Consider the following 26,144-nt stretch of genomic DNA (forward strand, 5'->3'; position numbering starts at 1 on the left):
GACACGGACACGACGGTATCCCACCCGACCTCTCTCCTCCTCGAAAAACCCCGCCCATTGAAATGCCTGTCAGGGCAACAGATGCGTATGCAATTTGAACGGCAGAGTGGCGTGTTTCTCCACCTGACGTCGCTTCCGGGGCCACACGGCATCGGTGACCTCGGTGCCGGCGCGCGGGCGTTTGTCGACTTCCTCGACCGGGCAGACCAGTCGCTATGGCAGTTTTGCCCGCTCGGGCCGACGGCGAGCATCCACGGGAACTCCCCGTATCAGTCCTCGTCCGCCTTCGCGGGGAACCCCTTGCTCATCGACCTGCGGGACCTCGTCGACCGCGGCTATCTCACGGAGGCCGACACTGAACCGCCCGACGACCTCTCAGGACAGCAGGTCAACTACGACCGCGTAACCGAGTTCAAGGAAGCCCGGCTCCGGGACGCGTACGCCGGCTTCGAGGAGGGCGCAAGCGACGCGGACCAGCAGTCATTTACCAAGTTCTGTGAGCGCGAGGCCGGCTGGCTCGACGACTACGCACTGTTCACGGCGCTGAAAGCCGAGTTCGACGATGCCGGCTGGATGGACTGGCCGGACGATATCAGAACGCGCGAGCCAGCGGCCATGGAGCGATATCAAGACGAACTGGCCGACGACATTCGCTATCACAAGTTCGTCCAGTGGTGTTTCGACAGCCAGTGGCAGGCGCTGGCCGACTACGCGGCCGAGCGGGACATCGGCCTCGTGGGCGACCTCCCCATCTACGTCGGTCTCGACTCGGCGGACGTCTGGGCGTACCCAGAGGTGTTCCGACTCGATGACGACCACCACCCTGCAGAGGTGGCTGGCGTGCCGCCCAACCCCGGCGATGACGGCCAGCGGTGGGGGAACCCGGTGTACGACTGGGACGCTCTCCGTGCGAACGACTACGGCTGGTGGGTCGACCGGTTCGAGCGGCTGTTTGACCTCGTCGACATCGCCCGCATCGACCACTTCAAAGGCTTCGACGAGTTCTGGTCGATTCCGGCCGAAGCGGACGACCCGGCCGCCGGACAGTGGCGGGACGGCCCCGGTACGCATTTCTTCGAGACGGTCAGAGACAGGCTCGGCGAACTCCCGTTTTTTGTCGAGGACTTGGGCTTTCTCGACGAGAGTATCGTCGCGCTCCGGGACGAGTTCGGCTTCCCCGGGATGCGTGTGCCGCAGTACGCCGACTGGTGCGAAGAGGGGCACATGTACCAGCCGATGCATTACCCAGAGTCCGCCGTTGGCTACACGTCGACCCACGACACGGACACCATCGTCGGCTACTACCGCGACCTCGCGGACCGACAACGGGACTGTCTCCACTACAACCTCGGCACTGACGGAGACGAAATCAACTGGGACCTCATCGAGGCGGTGTGGAACTCGAACGCGGTCGTCGCGATGACGACCATGCAGGACCTGCTCGGCCTCGACAGCGACGCCCGATTCAACGTCCCCGGCACGGCGACCGGGAACTGGCAGTGGCGGGTGACCGACGCAGCGCTTGACGCCGACATCGCCGAGCGACTTCGCCAAGTCACCGACAGGACGATCCGCTAAGATCCTTCAGAACTGGAGGATGCCGTCCTCCGTGACGACCGTATCGAGCAGGCGGGTCGGGGTCGCGTCGTAACCCGGGTTGCCGATGTCGAACCCCTCCGGCGGCTCGAGCATCACGTCGGCCCCTTGCCGGAACGTGTTCCTGAACGTGAAGCCGCTACCGATGAACTTTGAGGAGGTTCCGACGACGGTCACGGGGACGTCCATCTCGTTAGCCGTCGCGGCCAGCGGGAGCGTTCCGATACGATTGTACACCACGTCGTCGATGAGGCAGTTCATGCCGACGAAGACGCGGTCGGCCTCCGAGAGATAATGGCCCACTGCGCCGTCGACGATGAGCGTCACGTCGGCTCCGTCCCGGTCGGCCAACTGGCGAGCGGTTCGACGGCCCAGAAAATGCGGCCGGGACTCGCTCGCGTACAGGTGGAACTCCTTGCCGTCGTCCAGTGCCGCCATGAGCGTCGCCATCACCGTTGAGGAGTTTTCGTGTGTCACCAGCACGTCGCCGTCGTCGATGAGCGTCGCTGCTCGCTCCGCTGCGCGGTCCTTGCTGGTCTCGATTTCCGTAACGACCTCGTCGATCGTCTCAAGCAATCGCTCCTTGGCCGCCGAGACAGAGTCGAGATCGGCGTCTTTCAGGTCTGTGACGATACGTTGCTGTGTGGTGTAGAGCGGCGCGTGCGAACGATTCGCTCGCTGGAGTGCGCTGCTGTTGCGCTCGACGACGCGGCAGAAGTCCTCGACCGTGTGGCACTCGCGGTCTGTCAGTTCGCGGAGCGCTCTGGCGGCTTTCACGGCGGCAATCGAGGAACTCTGTGTCTCCATCTCCTCGATCTGCCGAACGGTCTCGTTTATCATGAGAGCATGTGCGGCTGCCACCCTTATAACGGTACAGCCGGTTGACGCTCCCTCTTCCGGTTTGAATCCGGGCAACGATGGGCGTGGTTACGCTGACCCGACCACGTCTTCGTCAGTCGGGCCCTGCCCGTCGAACTCGGCCACGAGCGCGTCCAACTGCGCCGGGTCGTCGACGCCCGGGAGCGTCTGGTCTGCAGTCCGGCAAGCGGCGTGGACAGCGAGGTCGTCACAGACGAGGTCGGCCGTCGCCTCGGCCATCTGCCGGTAGGTGGTCAGCTTGCCGCCGACGATGCTCGCCATGTTGTCAACGTCGTCGTCGGCGTTGTCGAGCAAGAAGAAGCCCCGCGAGATGCCGCGGCCGCGCTCGGCCTCGTCGGGCGCGTACAGCGGCCGGACGCCCCACCAGGTCCGGACCTCGGGGGCGTCCGCGACCGAGGGCAGCATCGCCGCACATTCCTCGATGCTCTCCTCGACTTCCCACTGCTCCGTCTCGTACTCGTCCGGGTCGCGGACGGGCACGCTCGTCGTTCCGAGGACGGCCTCGCTTTCGTGTGGCACGACGATGTCGCCGTCGTCGGGCTCCCGACAACGGTTGAGCACCGGCCCGAGGTCGTCGTACTCGACCGAGACCATCACGCCCCGCGTGGGTTGCATCTCAACGTCGAGGCCGGCCATCGCGGCGAACTCGCCCGCCCAGGCACCGGTCGCGTTGACGACGTAGTCGGCCTCGATGGTGTCCTCGACCGTCCCGCCGACCTGCACGCCGGCCACGTGCCCGTCCTCAACGAGTACGTCTTCGACGGGCGCGTGTGGGTGTATCGTTGCGCCGTGGTCGCGGGCGTCTGCAGCGTTCGCGGCGACGAGCCGCGACGGATAAATGACGGCGTCGGGAACCTCGAACGCGCGCTCAACATCCGATGCGAGGTCGGGCACTCGCTCACGGGCCGCGTCGGCGTCAAGTGTCTCTACCGGGATGCCGATCTCCTCACAGGCCGCCCGCTTGGCCTCGAAGTAGTCGGGGTCGTCCCCGGCGAGTTGGACGAACAACCCTCCGGTGTCGCGGATGCAGGCCCCGGCAATTTCCTTGAGTATCCGGCTTTCGGTGATACACTCCTCGGCACCGACCCGGTCCGCCTCGGCGTAGCGGGCACCGCTGTGCAGCAGTCCGTGTGAGCGCCCGGAGGTGCCACTTGTCAGGCCGTCACGCTCGACGAGTGTCACGTCGACACCGCGGAGTGCCAGGTCACGAGCGACGCCAGCGCCGGTCGCGCCACCACCGACGACGAGGACATCCGTCTCAATTGCCATGTATATGATTAGGGTAGCTGACGTAAGGGTCCTCCGATACCGGGGGTTTCGGCAACTGTGCGACCCGTTTCAGTGACAGTCCCCCTCTCAAACGATGGCGACGCACACGGCGTAACAGTGCTACTGTTTCGAGCAACTAACAGCCGGTTTCGGCGGCCAGTACCGTCGACCACGCGCAGGAAAAACAGCAGAGATGCCGTTTCGAGCCGACTGTCGCTACATCTCGTCCGACGAGCGCCGCGGCCGCCTCAGATATCCTGCCCGGTCGGTCTGATCAGGAGTTCGTTCACATCCACGCGGGCGGGCTGGCTCGTCGCGTACACGATGCCACGAGCGATATCGTCGGGGTGGAGCATCGGGAGGTCCATCTCCGCGAACCGCTCCAGCACCTGCTCGTCCGGCACGTGCGTCGCGAGCTCCGTATCGACAGCACCCGGTTCAATAACTGTCGTCCGGATGCCCTCTGACGTTACTTCCTGCCGGACGGCCTCAGTGAACGCGTTCACCCCGAACTTTGTCGCGTTGTAGCCGCTCGAATCGGCCGATGCGCGGCGTCCCGCGACCGAGGAGACGTTGACGATGTGACCGCTCTCCTGCTCTTGCATGACCGGGAGCACTGCGTGGGTGAGGTTCATCAGCCCGAGCAGATTTACCTCGACCATCTGCCGGAGGTTCGAGCGGTCTGCTCGTTCCAGCGGTTCGAGAAGCATCACGCCGGCGTTGTTGACGAGAATGTCGATACGGCCGTATTCGTCGGTCGTCGCATCGACCAGTGAGTCGATGTCGTCCTCGTCAGTGACATCGGTCGGTACAACCAGCGCATCCCCGCCGGCTGACTCGATTCGGTCCGCAAGGGCCTCCAGTTCGTCAGCGCGTCGGGCCGCGAGCGCGACACTCGCGCCCGCGTCAGCGAGCGCCTCGGCAGTTGCCTCACCAATTCCCGATGACGCGCCGGTGACAATCGCAACGTCGCCTGCAAGTCGCTGTGTGCTCTGGTCGTCGTCTATCTCAGATTTATCTGCCATCGGTGTTCAGTAGCTGCGACAGCCACGAGCGTGCTTTGCTTACTGATAAGCCCATTTATATACCGACGGGGAGCCAAAGTCGAACAGGAGAATGGCTACCCCGGCGTTCACGCCGAGAAGGATGTCATTGTGCGAGTGCGTTCCGGAACTGGTCGGGGCCGACCGTCGAACTGATGAGCTGTTTTTCGGCTCGGCGCAGGAGATCGGACGCCGCGGCGGCCGACACATCGAGCTTGTCGGCGAGTTCCGCCGTCGAACACCGACGCGGGGAGTCGTAATACCCCGCAGAGAGGGCGACGGACATCGCCCGATACTGCCTGTCCGTGAGCCCGAACTGGTCGCGCTCGCCAGGATTTTCGGGGTCTGAAGCGATGTTCAGCAGTTCGAGCGGGATGTCGTTGACCGCACACCGGTCCCGTAGCGCACTGAACGCCTCGTAGTCGGAGAACACCTTCTGCTCCCGTATTCCGTCGCTGGTGACCGTCGCGTCCATCGCAACGCCCTCGAACTCTTCCGGGTCGTGTGACGCGATGAGATCCGGTGCGTTGTCGACAACAATCTTGTAGAACCAGCCATCGGCCGTCTGCCCGATCTCCGCCGCGTCGGTGATCTGTGGCTGTGCGTCCAGTTCGCGCTCAAACGCGCCACGGGAGTCGGCGTCGACGCTAACTGTAAGCAGCAGCTTTCCGCCTTCGAGGCCGACAGCGTTCGAAATCGAAAGCTCACCGCTCGGAATCGAGTCCACCACGCCGACCAGCGGAAGGGTCTCGTCCGCGAGGAGGATTTCTGCAACGATGGCCATAGCGTCTCATCGGATTCGACGTATAAAGTCGCCAGCATAGCGATTACGACACGCGCTGATAGCACCGCTCCGGGCTCGAAGACGCTCAGTCAGCGCTGGACGCTGTCTCACCTCCCAGCAATCGCTGTAGCTGTTCGATCAGGCCGTTACCCCGTGGATGTCCACGATACACCCGCACGGAATCGAAGCCGGCATAGCCGTGGTCCCCGGATTCGTCTCGCTCCCAGTACAGCCATGCTGTCTCCTCGCCACCGTCGAACCCCATCTCATCGACTGGGAACGTGAGCACGAGCGACGACTGGCCGTCCGCAGCATCGTCGTCCGGCTCCCTGATCTCACCATCGTCGACGGGTCGAGCGCCCTCGCCGTCTTCCAGTGCGAGACGCGAGCCGAACCGATAGCGAACGGCCCGATCAGTGGGGTCGAACGTCTCGCTGTTTCCGTCGCTGGTGACGAACTCCGACTGCTTGACTGCGACGGTGACGGTTTCGTGTTCCGACAGGTCGATGAAGTTCTCCGCGTTCTCGGGCTGGATGTCGATCGCGATCTCAATCGGGAAATGGGCTGCCGCGACGCCGCTCAGGCTCGGAACCGCTGCCGCGGTCACCCCTGCACCAAGTGCTCCTTTGAGGAGCCGTCGGCGCGTGGTGGGTGTCGACTCTGGACTAGCAGTGCTTGTCGCTGGCTGCGTTTCTTTCATCCAGATAACTGATTTGCGGGCACAATTATGTTAATTCTGGTGCATATCTCGAAAGTCCAAATTCAGGTAGACGACGAGCGGACGTATCCGCGTTTGCCACCCTATTTTAGTGATTTCGACACTATTTGGCGGTCCACTATGTTGCTACTGTACTATGTTAGCAAACCACTTTCCTTGATCTATACCGCCCACCCATATCCTATCTCTCTGATTCTTATATTTTGACTAAATTACGCAAAATCAAGTCTACAACTTTAAGTATAATGGATAGTTTAAAAGCGCGTATGACCGCACAGGCTGGCACGGAGACTGCACCGGTGGTCCCCGCACCGACCCCACCGGACGCCGCCGACGCCTGGTACGCGCCGGACGTTCGCGAGCAAGACGAGGTGTATCCGGGCGTCGTCGTGACCGTCCGACGGAAACGCAGCGGGTTCCGGTACGATGTTCGTAATCCGGTTCTTTCAGCGACGGAGGCCGACGCACTGTCGACCGTCGAGTCGCACTTTGCCGGTGCGAACATCGAGCGACCACGGACGCGTGAGGGAGCCGTCGAGCGGATGAACGGGGGATTCGACGCGAAACACCGCCGGGTCATCGACCGACTGATCGATGCGTCGCCGGCGAGCCGTCGTCGAATCGAGTACCATGCGCTCTCGTCGCTGGCGTGTTTCGATGACCTGACCCCATACGCATTGGATTCTCGCATTGACGTCGCCGATGTGACTGACGATGGCGTCGTCGTCCACACCGACGATTACGCTCCAGCCGAGACTGACCTCGGACCGGACCCAGCGTATCTCAACCGGTTTGCGAGCGAGCGTGTCGAGCGTCACACCGTCCGGTTCCAGGGGTTCGAGATTCCGGTCGTCGTCTACCGCGAGCATCTCCTCGGTGCTGACCCGTTCACGACGAAGTACGCGGTTCGAGAGCCTGACCTGCTCCCCGGCGACGAACAACTCATCGAGGTGTGCAAGGAGCGCGTCTGGGAGACCGGCGTCGATGGCGTCGTTCAGGACCGCGTCGAGTTCGTCCGGGAGCGCGCCCGCTCGCTACTGGCTCGGCAGCTAACTGTTCGCAACACGACCGAGTGGGTCGACGCCGCCCGCTACCGCCTACGGTCGGCGCTGGCCGAACTCGATCTGGCTGTGCCGCCGGTCGACCATCGGTTCGCCGACGACCGCCTCGATGACCTGCTGTACTACGTACTTCGGGACCTGGTCGGCTACGGGAAACTTACTGTCCCGATCCGGGACCACACGCTTGAGGACATTGAGGCGAACCGGGTCGACGAACGCGTGAAGGTCCTCCCGCGCGCTGACCTCGGCCACGATGGCCGCGTCCCGACCAATCTCGCCTTCGATTCGGAGGCCGCGTTCGTCAACGTCGTCACGCAGTTGGCCGCCGACGACGGCGTCGAACTCAACGCCTCGAACCCGAGCGCGAAGGTCAACATCGACCCCGACGGCGATGGCCTCCACGACGCCGACGACACCATCCGCTGTGCCGTTGCCCTGCCGACTATCAGCGAAGGCGGGCCCCACATCTCCATCCGGAAACAGTCGGGCGATGCGATGACACCGGTCGATCTGGTCCAGCGCGATTCGCTGCCGACGGAACTGGTCGCGCTGCTGTGGCTCCTGTATGAATCCCACGGCGTCGTCCTCTTTTCGGGGCCCACCGGAGCCGGCAAAACGACCCTTATGAACGCGCATATGCCGTTTATCCCGTATCGGGACCGCCCCATCAGTATCGACGAAGGGTCGCGTGAGGTCCGCATTCCCCACGAGACAGGCGTTTCGCTCACTACTCGGGACCACGAGCAGGACCACCGCCGCGTGACGATGGCCGATCTGATGACGCAGTGCAACTATTTGAACCCGGATGTTGAGGTCATCGCAGAGATCAACACCGCCGCGTCGTTCGAAACCTTCGCTGAAACGCTCAACACCGGCCACGGCGTTATCGGGACGACCCACGCCGGCGACATTGAGTCGCTAGTCAACCGCGTTATCGAGAAGGGCGTGCCGACCTACCTGCTCGAAGAAATCGACCTCGTCGTGTTCCCCCGGCACGTCGATGGGGAGCGCTACGTCGGCGAGGTGGTCGAGTTCGTCGACGATCCGTCCGCCGTCGAGAGCGGCAACGATCGGAGCGGGACGATACACAAGGACGGGACGACTATCCACTGGAACAGCGTCTGCTGGCGGCGGCCCGACGGGAGCTTCGAACTCGCCTACGACCACCCGCAGTTCGGCGATGACCGGCGGCAGGTCGATACCGGTATTCTCAACCGACTGTCGAACCTCCGTGACGAACCGGTGTCGGCTGTCGAGGACGCGTTCCACCGTCGCCACCGCTACGTCCAGTACCTCGTTCAGGAGGAACTGACCGACTTCGACGACCTGTTCGGCGTTCTGGCCGACTTGGAGACGAACGAGGCAGCGACTGTCGAGCGACTGCGGCGACAGGCCGGCACCCCCGATAATCCGCAACTGGAGGTCGGTACGGGTGACGACTGAGGGCGGTGGGACGCTCGGCTTGCTTGACCGGGGTCTGTACGCCCTGTTCGCCCACCACGCCGAGGACGGCCGCCACGCAAGCACGCGCGACCGCTACCGGGCCGCCTATCCAAGTGCCGGCTTCGGCGTCTACGTTGCCAGGGTGTACGGGCTCTCGTGGCTGGCACTCGTTGTGGGCGTTGTCGGAACCGCCACGGCAGCGATGCTCGTGCCGCCGGAGACGTTCAACTCGTTCGTCGCGGTGCTCCAGCAGAGCCTTCCCGTGATTAACCGACTGGCGCTACCGGAAGTCCCTCGACTTCTCGTGGCCACTGTCCTCGGAACCATCGCTGGACTCACGCTCAAACGGGGCGTGTTCGTCGCCGGGAACCGGTATCTCTCGTGGATCGCCAGCGCGCGGCGCGCGGACATCGCAGCCACGCTTCCCGGCGCAGTCCGATACCTCAGAGTCCTCGCCTCCGGAACGCACGACCGGCGCGAGATGCTCCGCGCCGTTGCCGAACAGGACGCCTACGGCGAGACGGCAGTCGCCTTCCGGCGCGCGCTCAATCAGGGCATTCTCACCGGCAGTCTCGACACCGGTATTGAGCGGGTCGCCAGCGAGACGCCTTCACGAGACCTGCTTGCGCCGTTTCTGTTGAAGTTCCGCGAACACGCGAACCAGAGCGCCGAGGCGCTGGAGGGATATCTGGAGATGGAGGGCCGCTTGCTGTCACACGAGCAGAGCCGACAGCACGAACGGGCGACCGGCTATCTCGAATTGCTCGCGGAACTGTTCGTCGTGTTGCTGGTCCTGCCCGCGCTCGTGGTACTCATCGTCACCGTGATGGGCATTCTCGCGCCCGGCCTCTCCGACCCGGTCGCGACGCCGCTGGGCGAGACGACCGTCCGCGCCATCGTCGTCTACGGGAGTGCGGCGTTCGTGATGGCCACCGGCCTGCTGGCAGCCTTCGTCGTTGCTACGCTTCGCCCACGGAACACGGCCGCCCCGAGCTACAGCCTGCCGGACAGCCCCGTCGCGATACTCGCGACGATTCCGTCGAACCCTGCAAGCGCACTCCTCGCCTGCGTACCGCTTGGAGCCGTCATCGCGGCAGGCCTCTGGTCACTTGGCTACCGGCCGGTCAACGTCGCGCTCCTCTCGTATGCCACCGTCGGCGTCCCTGTCGGTGTGGTAACGGTCCGCCGGGCCAGAGCGGACGACGCGAAGGACCGAGAGATTCAGGACTTCGTTCACGCTGTCGCCGGCCACGTCGCGCTGGGCCGCCCGTTTCCCGAAGCGGTCCGACGTGTCGCAGACGATGTAGAACTCGGTGCGCTCGCTAGCGACGTCCAGTCGCTCGCGTTCACGCTCTCGCTCGGTGACAGCCCCGGCGACGCTGCGGCCGACAGGCGGGCCGCGGCACTGGACCAGTTCGTTGACCGCGTCGGTACGCCGATGGCCGAACAGACCATCGGGCTGGTCGTCGGTGCGCTGGATACGGGGAGTGATGCGGAGGACGTGTTCGAAACGCTCCAGACAGAGATAGGGCAACTCTACCACCTGCGCAAATCCATCCGCTCAGCCCTGCTCGTCTACGTTGCCGTCGGGTGGACGACGGCGCTCCTCGTCATCGGCATCACCGTCGCCGTCAACATATACGTCCTTGATAGCTTCGCGCAACTATCCGCCGTCTCGGGCGGCGCGAACATTGCCTTCGACCCGACTGCGATCAAGCCGGCCCGGGAGCAACACCGGTTCTACGTCGTCACGCAGGCGACGATGCTGGCCTGTGGCTGGTTCGCCGGCACGGCGAGTCGCGGCGTCTACGAAGCGCTGTTGCACTCCTCGGGGCTGGTATTCATCGCCTACGTCGTCTTCGCGGGGGCTGGTCTGATTTGAATCCCGACACCAGCGCCCAGTCACACGTCGTCGGCGTGGTGTTGCTGCTGGGACTGACCGTCGTCGCGCTCGGTGGGCTGACGGCTGTCGTCGGAACCGTCGTCGACGGCCACACTGCGACCGCCGACGAGACCCGCGTCGCCAACACGTTCGAGACGGCGTTCCGGCCGGTCGAGCAGACGGGCCACCAGACGGCCCGTGTTCGGTTTACTGAAGGGCGGCTGACCACAGTGGAGCGAGAACTCCGAGTGCTCAACGATTCCGGAGTTCAGCGGACGGTCCGCATCGACTCGATAGTGTACGACTCTGGCGACAACCGCGTTCGCTTTCTCGGCGGGAGCGTCGTGCGCGGCACAGCGGGGAACGCGTGGCTCGAAACGGACCCGCCGGTGACGGCGACGCGGGACGACACGGCGGTCATCGTCGGCGCGCCGCTGGTCAACGCCAGCGGCGGCACGGTGTCCGGAACCGGCGGTGTGTCCGCGGGCATCCGGCAGAACATCAGCCACAACCGTGAACGGCTCCCGTCCGACAACTACAGCGTGGCTATCGAGACGGAGACGCCCCGTCCGTTCACCGAGTCCTTCCAGCGTGTCGGTGCAACCACGCGGGTCAGGGACATCGACGGCGACGGCGTCCAGAGCGTCGTGGCGACCTTCCCCGGCCAGCGGACGCTGTATCTGGTCCGCCACGATATGCGGACGGAGGTGGGGTATGGATAACCGTGCGCTCAGCACCGTCGTCGAGAAACTGCTGAGCATGGGGCTCGTGCTGCTGTACATCGGACTAGTGACAACCACGCTGTACGGCGGCACTGTCCCAGCGTACCAATCCGCCGTCGGGGCGGAACTCGGCGACCGGACGCTCGCCGAAGCGACAGCCCGCGTCGAGCAGGCTGTCCCGCCGGATGCTCGGGCCGTCTCTGCAACTGTTCGGGTGTCGCTGCCGGCCACCATCGACGGTGCAGGATACAGCGTCCGGACCGACGGAGATGCGCTCGTCCTCGACCATCCTGACCCCGAAATCGGCGGCCGAACACAGCCGTTGTTGCCCGACAGAGTCGATACCCTCGAAGGTGAATGGCAGAGCGGTAGTCCGACCGTGGTCGCCGTCTCCGGAACACGGGGGAGCGTGACAGTGACGCTGGAGGCAGAGCGATGACCGAACGGCGTTGCGTCCCTGACCACAGGCCGCGTGCCCAGACATCGCTCCCAGCGCTCGGCATCGCGCTCGTGCTGTTGACCGTTGTCACTGGTCTGGGGATTGCGATTGCCGACACGGCGATTGCTGGTGCAGATAGAACTCCTGACGAACGACGGGTCGCCGCCGCGATTGCTGACCGGCTCGTTGCGGCGGACGGACCGCTAGCCGCCCGGAGCAACGTGCTCAATCAATCCCGGGTAGACAACTTCGACCGGGCGGCGCTGGAGGGGAGCGCACCGCCGGCCAGCGAGTATGCGGTCAGCGTCGAGGTGGCTGACGAGGAGATCGCACGCAGCGGCACAGTGCAGGGCGGCACCCGGATCAGCCGTCTCGTCGTGGTCGAGGCTCGGGAACCACGAACACTCACGCCCGACCTGACGACGACCGACGCGGTAACGCTCCCTCGCCGGAGCGCACAGGCCACTGTAACCATCGACCCGCCGGCCGGCACGACCGTCTGGACGGTCCGTGCTAACGACCGGGTCGTCCTCCATAACCGGAGCGGGCTGGACGGCAGCTACGAGGTTTCGCTGGTGCCCTACGAGACGACGGAACTGCGCTTCCAGCGGGCCGGTCGACTCGAACCCGGGAACGTAACCATCGGCTACGACGCCCCACGGTCGACGAAAGAAACGCTGGTGGTGACCGTCGATGCGTAGGGCCCAGCTGCCGCTGTCGCTCGTGGAAGTTGCCCTCGGGACAGTACTGATTCTCGGCGTCGCGCTCGGGTTTGCCCTGGGGACGCCAGCGCCGGACCGACAGGGCCCACAGCTTGATGCGTACGCCTCGGATACGGCGGCACTCCTCGCTAACGACCCGCCGCGACACGGCGGAGCGACGCGGCTGCAGGAGATCGTGTCGAGTCCGACGGCCTTCGACCGCGAACGGGACGCGCTGTCGAACCGGGTCGCCCGCATTCTCCCCGACAACGTTCTGTTCCGGGTCGAAACACCGCACGGGGCGGTCGGTACGCCGACGCCACAGGGTGTCAGCACCGGGACCGCAACTGTACCGACGGGCTATGGGAGTGCCCAAATTATCGTGTGGTACGCATGACCCGGCGCGGACAGCTAGTCCTCGTTGCGGCCACAGTCGTGGCTGTCGCACTTGTCCCGATTCTCTTTGCGTCCCTGCAACTGGGGTATCACGACGACGTTCGCGCGACAGCAGACTACGATGATGACCCGTCTGCTGACGCGCTTCGGGTCCTTGAGAGGACCGTCGCAACTGAGAGCGCATCTATCCCGAGTCAGTACGCCTGGGCCGCGAACGATTCGGCAGTGACGGCCGTTCGCACTGGATTGGGACCTCGGCTCGACCGACTCCAGACGTCCCGAATCGAAGACGGTGTCCACTACAATATAACCTACAACGGTACTGCGGCACAGCAGTGGAAAGACGCGAACTGTCCGTCCGGGCCGGACCGCCAGTTCGAAGACTGCGTCGCCGATCGCGGCGTCGTCGCTCAGGATCGGGTGGGCCGTACGCACGTCCTCGCCGTCGGCTTCGACGTGACGACGACGACCGAACGCGGCGAAACCACTGTTACCGTGGTTCTGGAGACCAGCGGTCGGTCCTCGCGGTGAGCGGCTGGAGCAAAAACTGCACCTCTCGCCGCAAACCAGAAAACGGTCCGTAGTGTGCGTTACTCCGTCGCGCCCGGCGTTTCAGTTCGAACCTGCGACCGGATCTCCTCGAACGTTGTTTGCGAGAGGATACCAGTGACACTTTCGATTGAAAGGGAACCGATGAGGCCGGCCGGCGGACCACTGACCAACAGCGCACCCGCCTGGGAAACGGAATCATCGACAGTGAGATCGAACTCAGATGTCGCACGCTCCTCGAAAGAACTGATTGCGTCTTCAGCTAGGTTCTCCTGTGCGGTGCGGTATTCCGCCTGTGCCTCGCTTTGTGTGAGATTCCCCGCTTGAATTTCGGATTGGATCTCCTGCTGTCGTTCCCGCAACTGCGTCTGGTCCGGTTCAACCACGACTGTCACCGTTGCAGGCTCCCCGTCCGCGCTCTGGCTTTGCGACCCTGTTCCCGTGTTCGTCCCGTCGCTGTCGCCTCCCTGAAGGGCGTTACAGCCAGCGAGCGACACTGTCGCGCTTGCTCCGGCAAGTTCCATGAATCGGCGGCGTGTGGACTCGAATTCCATTACCCACTAGCGCGGGTCTCGCGGTGTAATCCTTCTGGTAGCCGATCGCGGCTCCCTCCAGTCCCTGCGGTCGCTCTCTCGAACACTGTGGCTTCGAGAGACGAAAGACAGTGGTGCCTGTGGTCCAATACTGAACTAATAGCGCGTATGGCGGGAATAGAGTCGGAAGCGACGCTGGACGCACCACGGCAAGACGCGATTCCGACGCTTGCCGACGACGAAGCCGGGACGGTCGTCTGGCATCGTGAACACCTTCGGATTCGTGACCAGGCTGCGGTAGCGAGGGCTGCAACGGCCGAGTATGTGCTCCCGCTGTTCGTGTTCGACCCGGCGTTCTACGGCGCGGACGGCCTCGCCTGTGACAGTCGCATCCGGTTCCTGCACGACTGTCTGGTCGACCTTTCAGACCAGTACCACACCGCCACTGGTTGCGGGCTCACCTACGCACATGGGGACCCGGTGGACGTGCTGGGGCGGTTCCGCGAGGCCGGTTGGGATATCGTGACGATGGCCGTTCCCACCGGACGCTACGGCCAGGAACGGGACCGGCGCGTGCAAGAACAGTGCGATGTTACTTTCGTTGACGGTGACGGGCTGGTTCGCGACCGGACAGAGACTCGCGAGGGGTGGCAGGACGACGTGTCGGCGTGGTTCTCCGCCGACCAGTACGACTGGAACCCGAGCACTGTCACCTCACGGAGCTTCGACAGCGGTATCGACATCGGCGCGATCGAGGACCACTACGATGTCACGCCGTCGAAATCCGACGTTCCTCGCGGCGGGACCGGGCCAGCACGCGAACGGCTGTCAGCGTTCGCCGAGCGGATCGACGACTACCCGGGGAACATCTCTGCGCCGACGGACGCACGAGACGGGACCAGCGGGCTCTCGCCGTATCTCGCCTTTGGGTGTCTCTCTGTTCGGCAGGTCATCCAGTACATCGACGAGCACGCACCTGACGGCCGCGGGAAAGAGATGTTCGTCTCGCGGTTGTTCTGGAACAAACACTACGAGCAGAAACTCGAAGACTGGCCCGGCTGGCTCGATACGGCAGTGAACCCGGTGTTCGAGGGGTTCAACGCGGAGCAGTACGATCCGGATCTGGTGGATGCCTGGAAGCACGGACGGACTGGGTTTCCAATGGTCGACGCGTCGATGCGGTGTCTCAAACAGACGGGCTGGCTCAACTTCCGGATGCGGGCGATGTGTGCGTCGGTCTACTATCACCTCCTCCAGCAGCCCTGGCGGATCGGCGCGGACTGGTTCTATCACCACCTCATCGACGCCTCGGCGGCGATCAACTACACGCAGTGGCAGTCCCAGTGCGGACTGATTGGCAAGCCGGCCCTTCGGCTGTATAACCCTCGCAAGCAGGTCCGCGATCAGGACCCGGACGGCGAGTTCATCCGCCGGTGGGTACCCGAACTCGATTCGCTCCCCGACGAGTACCTCGACCGGCCCGAGCAGACGCCGGTCCACGTGCAGGCGTCCTGTGGCGTCGACATTGGTGAGGATTATCCGCACCCGGTCGTCGACTACGACGCGGCCAGACAGGCGTTCCGCAGGCGGTACGAGGAAGTCCGTGCCGACGCGGCCGATGCCCTGCACGACCCAACGATTGCACGTCGCGCCTCGTTTTCCGGCGGCCGCGAGGCCGCTACACGTATCGCCGCCGAACACGGGACGGATGCGTCGAACGGCATGGAAGACGGCGGGACCCAGACCAGTCTCGGCTCGTTCGGTGGCGAGTAGCCCCACCATTCGGGCAATGTTGCCAAACGCCAAAGAGGCTAAGACGGTCGGCCACACAGACGTATCCAATGGCGGAGGGTCCAGACGACACCGTTTTCGAGGACTGCCAGTTCCTTACTGGGTCACCACAGCGGTTCGCGGTGCTGGCCCAGCTCCGGGAGCGTCCGGCACGGCCCACCGATCTGTGCGATGCGGTGGACGCGACTCGGACCACAATCCAGCGGATACTCGCGGGCTGCTCCGAGCGCCAGTGGGTCGTCAAACGGGACGGTGAGTACCGGCTCACGGTGACTGGACAGCGGGTGTTAGACCAGTACACGGCACTCATGAGCGAGGTCGAACGAGCTCAGGCGGTCGGTCCGCTGGCCGCCCACCTCGGTTCCATCGCGGCGGATCTCCCGGCGGAGCTGTTAGACCCCGATTGTCTCACGACGAGCTCCGAACAGAACCCGCTGGCCGCGATTGATCGGTTCACAGACTGGTTGCACGAGGTCGACGGCGACGTTCGGGCCATCTCGCCCATCGTTACATCGGTGTTCAACGATGTCGCGGTAGACCTGCTCGAAACGGGGACGCATATCGAATTCATCATCGATCACGGCGTGCTTGAACGGTCCGCGTCCGATTTCTCGGATGAACTAGAGCGAGGCGTCGAACACGAGAACATCGATACGTACGTCCACGATGCTCCACTCGATATCGGCCTCGCACTGGACCGCTCACAGGTCTGTCTGGCGGCCTACGACGACCGGAACAACGTCCGGGCAATAGCCGAATCTGATGCCAAAGCGGTCTATAACTGGGCTGAGACAGTGTTCGACCGATACAGAGCGCGGTCACAGCCGCTTGAATCAGTCCCGTCGGTGCAGGAAAACAAGCAGTAATCCAGTCGCTCACGGATGGCGTCCGGTGTGGAAGGGCCGAAGGGAGCACTGGTCGGCGCGCCAGCACTCACTGGAGGGCGGGATTGCGTATCCCCGAAGCATGGTATAGCCGGTGGGTGCCTATACTTATTCGCTGTAACTGTTTTAGGTGCCAACACATGTTACAGGGGCTGTAACAACTGAGGAAGTTCGTGCCAGTCTGATCCGACATCCGGGATCGTTTTGCGACAATGACAGGCTGTGTTTCTATACTTTCACCCAGAATGAAATAATAGCCGACAGTATAAGTGTGTGGCAATCGTTGACAGAAGTATGTCTCCGCCTGGACGAGAGATCCAGTACACTGAATCGGACGTTATCGAGGTGTTCAAACACCGAAGCGATTACGCGGAGCCACTCACGGCGTCGGAGGTGGCGGACAGACTCGGCTGTTCGCGCCGGACCGCACTGAACAAACTCCACGACCTCGAATCAGAGACAGATATCACGAGCAAGAAAGTCGGGGGCCGGTCGCGGGTGTGGTGGATCCCGGTCCGAGCAGACTGATCTCGATTGGTGTAGAGTACGGCCGGACAGTGCCGACCTCGGCGGGTGTATCGAACTCCAGCTAGACGAGTCCCTCAGAAATCCCACTCCTGAGCGCGTTCGCGGGCCTCCGAGCGCGCCTGCTGTTTGATCGCCTCGATCTTCTCCGCATCGTCGAGGAACGCTTCGACGGCGCTCTGTTCCGCGGCTCCGTTCGCAGTTGTCGTCGCGTCGTCCTCTGGTGTCGATAGACGCTCTTCGGGGGCTGCCCGTCGTGTACTATCAGCCAGTGCCGGGTCGCCACCCAGCCGTTCGGCGGGCATCCCGGGTGGGACTCGCAGGTCGGCTGCTTCGTGAGCCGATTCGAGGTCGGCGGCGTCGAGCGCGTACAGCGAAACGTGATACGGGCCGGGGATGGCGAGGTCTGCAAGCGCCGGGGGGCCACCGCGGTCTGTCCCGGTATGGTAGGCCAGCACGGGGACGCCGTCGGTAAACGTGATGACGCCCCGCCCCTCGCCGTCGAGCAGGAGTGTCTCCTGGGACTCGAAGACGGCGTAGCCGGTCAGCTCCCGGTCAAGCACGTCCGCGAGCGTGTCCCGCGGGTCCGTGACGACACGGGACTTGTCGAGACGGCCGCGGGGCAGCTTCATAATGACTCGGGGATGACGGCGCTCTGGAACCGGTCGGCGGCGTCGGCGGCCGTCCCATCCCGCACGGTGAGCGATTCGGCGGCCGCTCGGTAGGCTGTCGCCGCCTCGCATTCGGGAGCGTGGGCAAGCAGCGGTCGGCCGGCACGCCGTGCCTCACGGGCCCGCTCGCTTTCGGGGACCGCGGCCAGTGTCGGCCCGTCGAAGTACCGCTCGGTCTTCTCTGAGACTTGTTCGATGGATTCGGACTCGCGGACCTTGTTGAACAGGAGGCCGGCCACGTCTGTGTCGTAGGTCGTCGCATACTCTTGGACCTTCAGCCCGTCCGAGATGGCGGGAATCGTCGGCTGGAGGACAACGACGATGCGGTCGGCCAGCACAATTGGCAGGACTGCGGTCCGGCTGTCTAACGCTGGTGGCGAGTCCAGCAGAATGATATCCGTGTCTTCTGCAAGCGTCGCAACCACGTCTCGAAGCCGGCCCGGGTCGGCGTCCCTGAAACCGTCCAAACTCGTTCCACAGGGGACGACGGTCAGCCCGAACCGGTCGTACGCGGCCGCCTCGACGGGCGCGTCGTCGGCCAGCACGTCGTGTAGCGTCGTCTCGGCGTCGGAGAGGCCGGCGTGAAAGAGGAGGTTCGCCATGCCCGTGTCGGCGTCGACGACTGTCACGTCGTAGCGGTCGGCAAGCGCCATCCCGAGGGCGACGGTGCTCGTCGTCTTGCCAGTTCCGCCCTTCCCACTGGCGACCGCGAACACTTCGACCATTGGGGAATATTGCGAGCTAGCTGTATATAAATTTCCGGAAATTGAGGTAGTATCAAACAGTCACCGCTCGGGCAGTCCGAGCGGTCCCAGATCGACGTGGTCGGTGATGAGACCGGACGCTCGTTCGTAGGGGTCGTCGTCGGCTCGCTCGCTTGCCGCTGGGAGGGCAATACCAGCACTTTCGAACGTATTTCTCACGAAGGCATTCTTGGCAGTGTCGTTGACGAAGAGGTCGTGGAGGTATGTCCCCAGAACGCTGCCAGTTGCCGCTCCGTCACTGTCGAAGGGGCGGGCCGCCGCACCCGTCAGCTTCGAGTCGCCCATGTGAATCTCGTAGCCCTCGACGGTCCCGCTCGCCCCGGAGAGCGGTCCGACACCGTCGAGGGTCCGTTCGACGTGTTCCACGGTCTTCGATTCGCTGAATTCCGTCGTCACCGGGAGCAAGCCCAGTCCCTCGACACGGTCCGCGTCGCCGGTCCCTTCGATTGCAGCGTTCGTGATTTCGTCACCGAGCATCTGGTAGCCGCCACAGAGGCCAACGACGGGGCCGTCGAACGCCCGGAGACGGTCGCCGAATCCAGCGTCGGTAAGCGCCAGCAGGTCGTCGACAGTGTTCTTACTCCCCGGCAAGACCACCGCGTCGGCGTCGTCGAGAGCGTCGTCGGGCGGGACGTACGCGACCCTGACGCCAGGCTCGTGGGCGAGTGGCTGGAGGTCGGTAAAGTTCGAGATGCGCGGGAGCCGCGGGACCGCGACGGTAACGCTCTCTGCTTCGGGCACGCCGTCATCGTCGCCGATGACGGACCGCTCACCGACCGACGGCAGCGCGACGCTGTCCTCCTCGGGAAGCCCGGGGTCGTCGTGTGGAAGCACGCCGAGGACGGGAACGCCGGTTCGGTCCTCGAACGCATCGATGCCGGGGTCAAGCAGCGACTGGTCGCCACGGAACTTCGTGATGACCGCGCCGGCCACCTGCTTGCGGATGTCGTCGGGGACCAGTTCCAGCGTCCCAACGAGCGAGGCGAACACGCCGCCGCGCTCGATGTCCGCGACGAGCAGGATGTCGGCATCGGCAAAGCGCGCCGTCTCGATGTTTGCCAGGTCGCGGTCGTGGAGATTGATTTCGGCGATGGAACCCGCGCCCTCGGCGACAATCACGTCGTGGGACTGCGCGAGTCGGTCGTGGGCCGCGCGAGCGGTCTCCAGCGCGTCCTCCCAGTGCTCGTCGTAGTAGCCTCGCGCCTCGAAGTGGCCGACCGCATCGCCGTCCAGAATGAGCTGTGATTCGCCGTCACCCCGCGGTTTCAGCAGCACTGGATTGTGGTCGGTCGACGGCGCGACGCCGGCCGCACGGGCCTGGACGTACTGCGAAACACCGACTTCGCCGCCCGGCGTCGCCCGGGCGTTGTTGCTCATATTTTGGGCTTTGAACGGCGCGACCGAGACACCACGGTCGGCCAGATAGCGACAGAGCCCGGCTGCGACGGTCGACTTGCCGACGTGGCTGGCCGTCCCGGCGACCAGCAGCGTGTTGGCCATCACGACGGTCTGGGGCCGCCTGGAACATCAGTGGTTCGGCGAGAGTTCTTTGTCTCGGCCTGCCGAAGTCTGTCCGTGACCGACGAACGACTCCAAGCCCTCCACGAACACCTTGCGAAAACCGGGGAGCGGCCGGTCGAACGCACGGCCAGCCGGTGGCTCGGGGAGGCGGAGGCCGTCGCCGCCGACATTGCTGAGGGTAAGCTCTCCGAAGACGTGCTAACCGAGCGGCTGGCGACCGTCGACCACATCCTGTCGCACGTCGACAGCACCGACGATGCCGTTGCCGACGACCACGTCGAAGCGGCTTGCGAGATTGTCGATGCCCTGCTAGCCGAGCGGTAAGTACCTCTCTGGGACGCCGGGACGCTCAGAACTCAGTTCCCTTCCGCGCGCCCTGCCCGGCGTCGATGGGGTGTTTCTCCTTGCTGACCTCCGTCATGAGATCCGCGTGATCGGTCAGGAACTCCGGCCGCTCGTGGCCGCCTGTGAGGACGAGTTCGAGGTCGCTGGGCTTGGCCGCAATAAGTTCAAGTACGTCCTCGGGGTCGACGAGGCCGCGGTTCGCAGCGTAGAGAACTTCGTCGAGGACGAGCATATTGACCCCCGCCTCTGGCGGGCCGTCGGCGTCCTGTGGCGTCGAAAGGTCGGCGTCGGCGCTGGCCTGCACAACCTCCTGGGCGCGGTCGAGCGCGCCTTTCGCACGAGCCTCGTGTTCGTCGTCCTCGCTCCCGTCGAGGAAGCCGTGCCAGCCGTAGTGGCCGGCGTTCTCGTAGGAAAACCCTGGGAGCGCGGCGATGGCGTTGTACTCGCCGCGTACGTCTTCGACGGTGCTGGTCCCGCCTTTCATGAACTGCAGGAGGTGGACGCGGTAGCCGTGGCCGACGGCGCGGGTCGCCATCCCCAGCGCTGCCGTCGTCTTGCCCTTGCCGTCGCCCCACCAGACCTGTACCAGCCCGAACTCTTCGGGCGCGCTCGGACTGATGGGCTCGGCGGTCGGTCCGGCCGTATTGTCACTCATACCCGTCTGTTCGATTGGATTCTGTTTAGCCGTTTGGACTCCGGGAACGCCGTCGGGTAGACTTCCCCCGTCACGGCTCGAAAAACTCGGTATCCCGGTCAGTGATGACGCCGTACTCCGCGCCGTCGACGGTCGGCAGGGCGTCGCCCCCGTAGCGGGCGGCCAGACTCGCTTGGATGGCGTCGCGGACGCAGACACGGGCGGCACCCCCAATTTCTGTGGCACTGCCGGCGAACTGAGCGGACGTAGCGCCCGGGACACAGCCGACGATGGCCGCGTCCGAGGTAGTTCCGGGGACGCCAGCTGCATCCAGCAGCGTCGCAGCCTTTGCCTCGACGGCGGTGGCGAGCAGCGTCGCCAGCGCGCCCTCGTCCAGCGCCCGGTCGACACCGACGATGAGATTGACCGTGCCGGGACGCCAATCAGGGCTGTCTGCTTGGTCCGATACTGTCCTGCCGCCGTCAGCCGCTTCATCCTCTCCCGACATCGGCAACGCCGCGGGGTTCGAGAGGCCCGCCGTCGCCAGCACTGCTACCGGGCCACCCCGGGCACAGCGAGCGTGCTCCATGTGAACGCCAGTGAGAAGTGCCGGGCCGACGGCGAAGCCGGTCCCTGACAGCCGCTCGGCGCGGTAGGCGTCGAGGTCGGTCCGCTCGAACCCCTCGGGGACGGTGACGTTGTAGACGGCATCGGCGCTCCGGTAGCCGCCGTCCCACGACGTCGAGAGCCAGCGGGCTCCCTCCCGGCAAATCTGGCAGACACCGTCCCGGACAGCCGTCTCAAACATCCAGCGCGTCCAGCAGCCGGTCGTTTTCTTCGGGAGCTCTGACGGCGACGCGTATGTGCGAGTCCAGCCCGCGGAAGGTGCGGGCGTCCCGGAGCACGATACCGGCCTCGCGGGCCGTGGCCAGAAGGTCGTCGACGGGTTCGTCGGTATCACTGACCGACAGCAGGAGGAAGGGCGCATCGGAGGGGGACACGTCGAAGCGGTCGCTGAGGCGTTCGCGCATCCGCGCTCGCTCGTCGGCGACGCGGGCTTTCGTCTCCGCGACGAACGCAGCTTGCCCGTAGCAGTGTGCGCCGACTGCGGCTGCGGCGGCGCTCATCGACCAGGCGCGTCGCGCGGTGGCGAGTCGGTCCCCGGCGTCGCCGGTCCCGACGGCATAGCCCATCCGGATGCCAGGGAGGCCGAACAGCTTCGTCAGCGAGCGTGCGACGATGACGCCCTCATGGCCCGCCAGCGACTGCTCGTCGGTGAACCCAAGAAAGGCCTCGTCGACCAGTAGCGTCGTTCCAGCGTCGAGACAGTCATCAGCGAAGGCCCGGAGCGCCGCCGGGTCGGCGGCTTCTCCGGTCGGATTGTTCGGGTTGCAGACGATGGCGAGCGCGTGACTGTCCGGGTCGGCGGTCAGCAGTTCGTCGTGCGGGACGAACTCCGTCGTCCCGCCCTGAAGCCGGACCTCACGGGCGTACTCGCCGAAGCTCGGATACGGGACGAGGACGCTATCGCCCGCCCGGACTGTCGTCTGAATCGCCAGCCGTATGGCTTCGAGGCCGCCGGCCGTGGGTATCACTTGCGCTGGGTCGCAGTCGACAAAGGACGCCGCGGCCTCGCGGAACTCGGGGTAGTCGTCCGCCGGATACGAGCGGGCGGCCTCGAACGCCGCGCGGTACGCTTCCGCGGCCTCCGTCGGAACGCGGGGGTTTGTGTTCGCGCTGAAATCTATGAGGTCTGGGTCGTCGCTACTGCCGTGTGGCACGCGCCCGTCCGGACCGATGGCGTCTCCGGGTCCCTCGCCGCCACTCGCCCGCAAGCCCTCGACCGAATCAGGGTCCATTGACAGTGGCTACGGTGGGCGATGTGGAGAAAGTTTCGCGGCGGTCCGGCGGCCACCGTCTATCGGCACAGCCACTGTTCTGCCACGCACGCGTCAGCGAGCGTGTTGACGTTGACCGCGGCGCGTCGGTCCTGTGTGAGCCAGGCGTCGTCGGGGCCATCGCCGACGACGTTGACGCCCGTCGGCGCGACTTCCTTGTCGCCGTCTTCGAACGTCGTGTCGTCGCTGACGCCAAGCTCGCGCTTCAGCGAGGCCGGGACCAGAACCGTTAGTGAGCCCCCGCTGTGTTCGTCGAGCACGCGGTTGACTATCTCGCCGTCAAGCAACGGCAGGTCAGCGGCGACGGTCAGAACCGGCCGGGAGAGTCTGTGGTCGTTCAGCGCCGCGTCGAGGTCCGCGACGTACCCTTCACCCGGCGTCTCGATGCAGGAAACATCCAGATGTGACTTTGTTTCCGGTGCGTTCGGCGACGTTGCGGCGATAATTCGCTCGACGGAACTCTCTTCGAGTGCGTCGACGACCCGGTCGACCATCGGAACACCACCGACTCGAAAGAGCGGTTTCTCGGCCTCGGTGTCGAGCCGCGTCCCGCACCCGCCACACATCACGAGAGCGTCCACGTGAGCACCCCCCAGTCGAGGAGCGGTACCGACCAGACGCCACCGAACAGCGACCACGCGGCGACGCCGGCGTGGAGCGCGACGGCGCGCGTGAGTTCGTTGGCCGCACCGAACGCGTCGCCGCTGACGCCGCCCAGTCGACGGTCGGCCCAGCCCGAGAGGCCAAGCGCCAGCAGCGGGCCGGTGAGAACTGCGACTGCGGTCGCTGGAACAGCGACCACGGCGGCCGGGAGCGCGGCGGCGAGTGCGCCGACGAGGTGACGTGGGCCGTTCCCGTCGATGACCGTCGCGCCGAACCCCTCATGGCTTGGGCGGCCGACGCAGGCCAGCGTTGCCATCGCGAGCTTCGCCCCCACCTCGGCGGCGAGGACCAGGGAAACGGCGACCAGCGGCGGAAGTCCGGCAACAGCCAGCGCGGCCAGCGCGAGCGCGAGGAGGACGGTTCCCAGCGCGAGGACGGCCCCGACGCCGATAGTCGTGTCCCGCATCACGTTGCGGCGATCCGCGGGGTCACCGTGGACGACGGCGGCGTCCCCGAGATCAGCGAGACCGTCGGCATGGTTGACACCGGTGACGAGCACGACGCTCCCGAGATACGCCGCGGCGACGACTGGAGCTGGAAGCAAGCCGGCGGCGAGGAACGGGAGCGCGATGAGGCCACCGACCACGTAGCCAGCCAGCGGGAACGCCACCGGCGTCCCAACGAAGGCCTTCCACGCCCGCTCGCTGTGGCCAACCGGGAGCCGTGAGAGGAACCCGAGCGCCCCCCGGACCGCAGTCAGAACCACACGACCACCCCCAGTCCGGCCAGCACGTACGCCAGCACCCCAGCGACACCGACTCGCGTCACACTGCGCTTGGCCGTCGCCACGTCAGGGAGGTGTCCTGTGGGGTTCAACACGTACACACCCGGCTTTTCCAGTCGAACGTCCATCGCCGCGGCGGCCGTCCCCATCGGCCACCCGGAGTTCGGCGACGGGACGCCGTCCAGCCAGGACCGAGCACGGGCCACCGACCGCGGCGACCCACAGGCGAGGGCAAGCAGGAGCGCGCTCAGCCGAGCCGGGAGCCACATCACGGCGTCGTCGAGCCGCGCCGCAGGCGTTCCGATGCGTTTCGAGCGGTAGCCAAGCATCGAGTCCATCGTGTTGACGGCCTTGACCCACGCCGCTGCACCGGCAGCGACGGGAAGCGCTGGCAGGCCGACCCCCGTCGCGACGAGTCCACCTCCAACGAAGGCGGCCAGCGACGCGACGAGGCCGTCGGCGAGGTTCTCCGAGGCGCTCTCGACGGCGGCGCTCCGAACCTCGCCCGCAGAGAGAGCGCTGGCGTCGCGACCGGCGAGTGCGAGTAGCCCGTCCCGAGCAGCCGGGAGGTCGGTGTCGGTGTCAGCGATGACCCCCCGTGCGGTCGAGAGGAGACTGCGGAGGCTCGTGGTCAGGAATAGCGCGAGCCCGGCGAGCGCGACGGCGGCCAGCGGTTCGCGAGTGGCGGCGAGTGCGACGGCGCCACCGACGACAACAGCAACCCCGAACGGCAACAGTGCCGCGGCGAGCCCCCCGACCGCAAGCGGGTGGTCCCACTCACGGTCGACCGCTCCGACGAGCCGTCCGAACCACGCAACCGGATGCAAGCGGGTCGGCGGCTCACCAATTGTGAGTTCCAGTCCCCCGGCGACGGCCACTGCTAGCGTGCTCAGCACAGTTCGTCCTCCCGGAGTTGTTCGGCTATCGCCGACAGCGAGTCGTCCTCAAGCAGTATCGATTGTGCGCCCACGCGACCCGCGCCGCCGTCCGTCCGGGCGTCGTCACCGACGTGGACGAGGTCGGCAAGCGCCACGTCGAGTGCGTCGGCGGTCGACTCGAAGATATTTGGATGGGGTTTCCGCCAGCCGCAGTCGACACTGGTGACGACGGCGTCGAAGGCGTGGTCGCTACGGGCTTCGATAGCTGCTCGTTCCAGCGTTCGCTCAACTAGCCCCGGGACGCTACAGTTCGAGCAGATAGCGACCGGGCCCCGCTGTGCCGCGGCGTCTACCGCGCCGATGGCTCCCTCACGGACCGTGACCGGACTGTCGAACGCGTCGAGGACGGCCTCGGTCGCCGTCTCCTCGGTGACCTCGATTCCGCGGCTGGCAAGCGCCAGCCGAACGTGCTCGTCCAGCGGCGCTTCCCGACCGCGGTCGTACTCACGATGGGCCGAGCGATAGGCGTCCTCCCAGCCCTCAGGAACCTGAACCGACCGGGCCGCAAGCGCCGCCGCAACGGCGTCCCACGGCTCCGACGGCCGGTCTGCCGTGACGAGTGTCCCGAACAGGTCGAACGAGAGTGCCACACCTGTGTGGTTAGTGCAAGCTCACTTGAACTGTGGGGGTAGCTGCGGGAACGGTCGTGGGACGCGGTGTTGCTGTCGCGCGTTCTGGGTGGGTGTGACCCACATCTCAGGCGAACCCAGCTATAGAGCGGGAGCCTCGATGGGTCTGGCTTACGGCATTCCAAACCGTTTATACCCAAAC

The 26,144-nt window shown here is 65.2% G+C and carries 28 protein-coding genes; 12 read left to right on the forward strand and 16 right to left on the reverse strand.

Annotated elements, in window-relative coordinates; genetic code table 11:
* The first annotated feature begins 87 nt into the window (after nt 1-87).
* A complete protein-coding gene (gene malQ, locus AV059_RS10900; protein ID WP_058994432.1) occupies nt 88-1,578 on the forward strand; it encodes a 4-alpha-glucanotransferase in 1,491 nt (496 codons plus the stop codon).
* A 6-nt stretch (nt 1,579-1,584) separates the two neighbouring features.
* Here malQ and AV059_RS10905 read toward each other — a convergent pair whose 3' ends face one another.
* The 5 genes from AV059_RS10905 to AV059_RS10925 form a co-directional block, all read right to left on the reverse strand.
* A complete protein-coding gene (locus tag AV059_RS10905) occupies nt 1,585-2,436 on the reverse strand; it encodes a translation initiation factor eIF-2B (RefSeq protein ID WP_058994433.1) in 852 nt (283 codons plus the stop codon).
* Nucleotides 2,437-2,523: 87 nt separating this feature from the next.
* A complete protein-coding gene (locus AV059_RS10910) occupies nt 2,524-3,744 on the reverse strand; it encodes an FAD-dependent oxidoreductase (protein WP_058994434.1) in 1,221 nt (406 codons plus the stop codon).
* A 248-nt stretch (nt 3,745-3,992) separates the two neighbouring features.
* Nucleotides 3,993-4,769: an SDR family oxidoreductase gene (locus tag AV059_RS10915; protein WP_058994435.1), complete on the reverse strand. Its 777-nt coding sequence runs from the start codon at nt 4,767-4,769 to the stop codon at nt 3,993-3,995.
* Between the two features lie 124 nt (nt 4,770-4,893).
* A complete protein-coding gene (locus AV059_RS10920; protein WP_058994436.1) occupies nt 4,894-5,571 on the reverse strand; it encodes a helix-turn-helix domain-containing protein in 678 nt (225 codons plus the stop codon).
* A gap of 85 nt (nt 5,572-5,656) precedes the next feature.
* Nucleotides 5,657-6,178, reverse strand: a complete 522-nt coding sequence (locus tag AV059_RS10925) for a hypothetical protein (protein ID WP_058997569.1) — start codon at nt 6,176-6,178, stop codon at nt 5,657-5,659.
* Between the two features lie 377 nt (nt 6,179-6,555).
* Here AV059_RS10925 and AV059_RS10935 point away from each other — a divergent pair, with 377 nt between their 5' ends.
* Genes AV059_RS10935 through AV059_RS10965 form a run of 7 tightly spaced genes read left to right on the forward strand, consistent with a single transcriptional unit; the run spans nt 6,556 to nt 13,464 of the window.
* Nucleotides 6,556-8,793 carry a type II/IV secretion system ATPase subunit gene (locus AV059_RS10935; protein ID WP_058994438.1) on the forward strand — a complete coding sequence of 746 codons (2,238 nt, stop codon included), beginning with the start codon at nt 6,556-6,558 and terminating at the stop codon, nt 8,791-8,793.
* Nucleotides 8,783-10,675: a type II secretion system F family protein gene (locus AV059_RS10940; protein ID WP_058994439.1), complete on the forward strand. Its 1,893-nt coding sequence runs from the start codon at nt 8,783-8,785 to the stop codon at nt 10,673-10,675. The genes AV059_RS10935 and AV059_RS10940 overlap by 11 nt, the downstream gene beginning before the upstream one ends.
* Nucleotides 10,672-11,397, forward strand: coding sequence for a hypothetical protein (locus AV059_RS10945; protein ID WP_058994440.1), 726 nt, complete (start codon nt 10,672-10,674; stop codon nt 11,395-11,397). Before AV059_RS10940 ends, AV059_RS10945 begins: the two co-directional genes overlap by 4 nt.
* On the forward strand, nt 11,390-11,836 hold the full coding sequence (locus tag AV059_RS10950) for a hypothetical protein (RefSeq protein WP_058994441.1): 447 nt from the start codon (nt 11,390-11,392) through the stop codon (nt 11,834-11,836). Before AV059_RS10945 ends, AV059_RS10950 begins: the two co-directional genes overlap by 8 nt.
* The gene (locus AV059_RS10955; protein WP_058994442.1) at nt 11,833-12,537 is read left to right on the forward strand and encodes a hypothetical protein; all 705 of its coding nucleotides are present in this window, start codon (nt 11,833-11,835) and stop codon (nt 12,535-12,537) included. The genes AV059_RS10950 and AV059_RS10955 overlap by 4 nt, the downstream gene beginning before the upstream one ends.
* On the forward strand, nt 12,530-12,934 hold the full coding sequence (locus AV059_RS10960) for a hypothetical protein (protein WP_058994443.1): 405 nt from the start codon (nt 12,530-12,532) through the stop codon (nt 12,932-12,934). Before AV059_RS10955 ends, AV059_RS10960 begins: the two co-directional genes overlap by 8 nt.
* Nucleotides 12,931-13,464: a hypothetical protein gene (locus AV059_RS10965; RefSeq protein ID WP_058994444.1), complete on the forward strand. Its 534-nt coding sequence runs from the start codon at nt 12,931-12,933 to the stop codon at nt 13,462-13,464. Before AV059_RS10960 ends, AV059_RS10965 begins: the two co-directional genes overlap by 4 nt.
* A 59-nt stretch (nt 13,465-13,523) precedes the next feature.
* On the opposite strand, the gene AV059_RS10970 is transcribed toward AV059_RS10965, so the two are convergent.
* Complete coding sequence (locus AV059_RS10970; RefSeq protein WP_058994445.1) at nt 13,524-14,036, reverse strand: hypothetical protein; 513 nt, start codon at nt 14,034-14,036, stop codon at nt 13,524-13,526.
* 147 nt (nt 14,037-14,183) lie between these two features.
* Between AV059_RS10970 and AV059_RS10975 the strand changes: the two genes are divergently transcribed.
* From AV059_RS10975 to AV059_RS10985, 3 genes are all read left to right on the forward strand, one after another.
* Complete coding sequence (locus tag AV059_RS10975) at nt 14,184-15,788, forward strand: cryptochrome/deoxyribodipyrimidine photo-lyase family protein (protein WP_058994446.1); 1,605 nt, start codon at nt 14,184-14,186, stop codon at nt 15,786-15,788.
* Between the two features lie 68 nt (nt 15,789-15,856).
* On the forward strand, nt 15,857-16,672 hold the full coding sequence (locus tag AV059_RS10980) for a winged helix-turn-helix domain-containing protein (protein WP_058994447.1): 816 nt from the start codon (nt 15,857-15,859) through the stop codon (nt 16,670-16,672).
* A gap of 312 nt (nt 16,673-16,984) precedes the next feature.
* Nucleotides 16,985-17,218, forward strand: a complete 234-nt coding sequence (locus tag AV059_RS10985) for an HTH domain-containing protein (protein ID WP_004591182.1) — start codon at nt 16,985-16,987, stop codon at nt 17,216-17,218.
* A gap of 74 nt (nt 17,219-17,292) precedes the next feature.
* Here AV059_RS10985 and AV059_RS10990 read toward each other — a convergent pair whose 3' ends face one another.
* The 3 genes from AV059_RS10990 to AV059_RS11000 are packed head-to-tail and all read right to left on the reverse strand — an operon-like array spanning nt 17,293 to nt 20,150.
* The gene (locus AV059_RS10990; RefSeq protein ID WP_058994448.1) at nt 17,293-17,847 is read right to left on the reverse strand and encodes a hypothetical protein; all 555 of its coding nucleotides are present in this window, start codon (nt 17,845-17,847) and stop codon (nt 17,293-17,295) included.
* Nucleotides 17,844-18,611: an AAA family ATPase gene (locus tag AV059_RS10995; RefSeq protein WP_058994449.1), complete on the reverse strand. Its 768-nt coding sequence runs from the start codon at nt 18,609-18,611 to the stop codon at nt 17,844-17,846. The genes AV059_RS10990 and AV059_RS10995 overlap by 4 nt, the downstream gene beginning before the upstream one ends.
* Nucleotides 18,612-18,671: 60 nt before the next feature.
* Nucleotides 18,672-20,150, reverse strand: coding sequence for a cobyric acid synthase (locus tag AV059_RS11000; protein ID WP_058994450.1), 1,479 nt, complete (start codon nt 20,148-20,150; stop codon nt 18,672-18,674).
* Between the two features lie 75 nt (nt 20,151-20,225).
* On the opposite strand from AV059_RS11000, the gene AV059_RS11005 reads away from it, so the two are divergent.
* A complete protein-coding gene (locus tag AV059_RS11005; RefSeq protein ID WP_058994451.1) occupies nt 20,226-20,495 on the forward strand; it encodes a hypothetical protein in 270 nt (89 codons plus the stop codon).
* Between the two features lie 25 nt (nt 20,496-20,520).
* Here AV059_RS11005 and AV059_RS11010 read toward each other — a convergent pair whose 3' ends face one another.
* From AV059_RS11010 to AV059_RS11040, 7 genes are all read right to left on the reverse strand, one after another.
* On the reverse strand, nt 20,521-21,171 hold the full coding sequence (locus AV059_RS11010) for a cob(I)yrinic acid a,c-diamide adenosyltransferase (RefSeq protein ID WP_058994452.1): 651 nt from the start codon (nt 21,169-21,171) through the stop codon (nt 20,521-20,523).
* A gap of 70 nt (nt 21,172-21,241) precedes the next feature.
* A complete protein-coding gene (locus AV059_RS11015) occupies nt 21,242-21,958 on the reverse strand; it encodes an adenosylcobinamide amidohydrolase (protein WP_058994453.1) in 717 nt (238 codons plus the stop codon).
* Nucleotides 21,951-23,009, reverse strand: coding sequence for a threonine-phosphate decarboxylase (locus AV059_RS11020; RefSeq protein WP_058994454.1), 1,059 nt, complete (start codon nt 23,007-23,009; stop codon nt 21,951-21,953). Before AV059_RS11020 ends, AV059_RS11015 begins: the two co-directional genes overlap by 8 nt.
* A 59-nt stretch (nt 23,010-23,068) precedes the next feature.
* On the reverse strand, nt 23,069-23,614 hold the full coding sequence (locus AV059_RS11025; protein WP_058994455.1) for an NTP transferase domain-containing protein: 546 nt from the start codon (nt 23,612-23,614) through the stop codon (nt 23,069-23,071).
* Nucleotides 23,614-24,417, reverse strand: coding sequence for an adenosylcobinamide-GDP ribazoletransferase (cobS, locus tag AV059_RS11030; protein ID WP_058994456.1), 804 nt, complete (start codon nt 24,415-24,417; stop codon nt 23,614-23,616). Before cobS ends, AV059_RS11025 begins: the two co-directional genes overlap by 1 nt.
* The gene (locus tag AV059_RS11035) at nt 24,408-25,331 is read right to left on the reverse strand and encodes a CobD/CbiB family cobalamin biosynthesis protein (RefSeq protein WP_058994457.1); all 924 of its coding nucleotides are present in this window, start codon (nt 25,329-25,331) and stop codon (nt 24,408-24,410) included. The genes cobS and AV059_RS11035 overlap by 10 nt, the downstream gene beginning before the upstream one ends.
* On the reverse strand, nt 25,325-25,963 hold the full coding sequence (locus AV059_RS11040; protein ID WP_058994458.1) for an HAD family hydrolase: 639 nt from the start codon (nt 25,961-25,963) through the stop codon (nt 25,325-25,327). The genes AV059_RS11035 and AV059_RS11040 overlap by 7 nt, the downstream gene beginning before the upstream one ends.
* Nucleotides 25,964-26,144: the final 181 nt, after the last annotated feature.

This window comes from Haloarcula sp. CBA1127 (assembly GCF_001485575.1).
Lineage (GTDB): Archaea > Halobacteriota > Halobacteria > Halobacteriales > Haloarculaceae > Haloarcula.

Excerpts from the sequence above, each read along its gene's own strand:
- AV059_RS10990 (WP_058994448.1), bottom strand. The coding sequence starts at position 17,847 with ATGAAGCTGCCCCGCGGCCGTCTCGACAAGTCCCGTGTCGTCACGGAC.
- AV059_RS11020 (WP_058994454.1), bottom strand. The coding sequence starts at position 23,009 with ATGGACCCTGATTCGGTCGAGGGCTTGCGGGCGAGTGGCGGCGAGGGA.
- AV059_RS10935 (WP_058994438.1), top strand. The coding sequence starts at position 6,556 with ATGACCGCACAGGCTGGCACGGAGACTGCACCGGTGGTCCCCGCACCG.
- AV059_RS10960 (WP_058994443.1), top strand. The coding sequence starts at position 12,530 with ATGCGTAGGGCCCAGCTGCCGCTGTCGCTCGTGGAAGTTGCCCTCGGG.
- AV059_RS11025 (WP_058994455.1), bottom strand. The coding sequence starts at position 23,614 with ATGTGTGGCGGGTGCGGGACGCGGCTCGACACCGAGGCCGAGAAACCG.
- malQ (WP_058994432.1), top strand. The coding sequence starts at position 88 with ATGCAATTTGAACGGCAGAGTGGCGTGTTTCTCCACCTGACGTCGCTT.
- AV059_RS10920 (WP_058994436.1), bottom strand. The coding sequence starts at position 5,571 with ATGGCCATCGTTGCAGAAATCCTCCTCGCGGACGAGACCCTTCCGCTG.
- AV059_RS10980 (WP_058994447.1), top strand. The coding sequence starts at position 15,857 with ATGGCGGAGGGTCCAGACGACACCGTTTTCGAGGACTGCCAGTTCCTT.
- AV059_RS10950 (WP_058994441.1), top strand. The coding sequence starts at position 11,390 with ATGGATAACCGTGCGCTCAGCACCGTCGTCGAGAAACTGCTGAGCATG.
- AV059_RS10905 (WP_058994433.1), bottom strand. The coding sequence starts at position 2,436 with ATGATAAACGAGACCGTTCGGCAGATCGAGGAGATGGAGACACAGAGT.
- AV059_RS10910 (WP_058994434.1), bottom strand. The coding sequence starts at position 3,744 with ATGGCAATTGAGACGGATGTCCTCGTCGTCGGTGGTGGCGCGACCGGC.
- AV059_RS10975 (WP_058994446.1), top strand. The coding sequence starts at position 14,184 with ATGGCGGGAATAGAGTCGGAAGCGACGCTGGACGCACCACGGCAAGAC.
- AV059_RS10965 (WP_058994444.1), top strand. The coding sequence starts at position 12,931 with ATGACCCGGCGCGGACAGCTAGTCCTCGTTGCGGCCACAGTCGTGGCT.
- AV059_RS11010 (WP_058994452.1), bottom strand. The coding sequence starts at position 21,171 with ATGAGTGACAATACGGCCGGACCGACCGCCGAGCCCATCAGTCCGAGC.
- AV059_RS10915 (WP_058994435.1), bottom strand. The coding sequence starts at position 4,769 with ATGGCAGATAAATCTGAGATAGACGACGACCAGAGCACACAGCGACTT.
- AV059_RS11000 (WP_058994450.1), bottom strand. The coding sequence starts at position 20,150 with ATGGCCAACACGCTGCTGGTCGCCGGGACGGCCAGCCACGTCGGCAAG.
- AV059_RS10995 (WP_058994449.1), bottom strand. The coding sequence starts at position 18,611 with ATGGTCGAAGTGTTCGCGGTCGCCAGTGGGAAGGGCGGAACTGGCAAG.
- AV059_RS10970 (WP_058994445.1), bottom strand. The coding sequence starts at position 14,036 with ATGGAATTCGAGTCCACACGCCGCCGATTCATGGAACTTGCCGGAGCA.
- AV059_RS11015 (WP_058994453.1), bottom strand. The coding sequence starts at position 21,958 with ATGTTTGAGACGGCTGTCCGGGACGGTGTCTGCCAGATTTGCCGGGAG.
- AV059_RS10955 (WP_058994442.1), top strand. The coding sequence starts at position 11,833 with ATGACCGAACGGCGTTGCGTCCCTGACCACAGGCCGCGTGCCCAGACA.
- AV059_RS10985 (WP_004591182.1), top strand. The coding sequence starts at position 16,985 with ATGTCTCCGCCTGGACGAGAGATCCAGTACACTGAATCGGACGTTATC.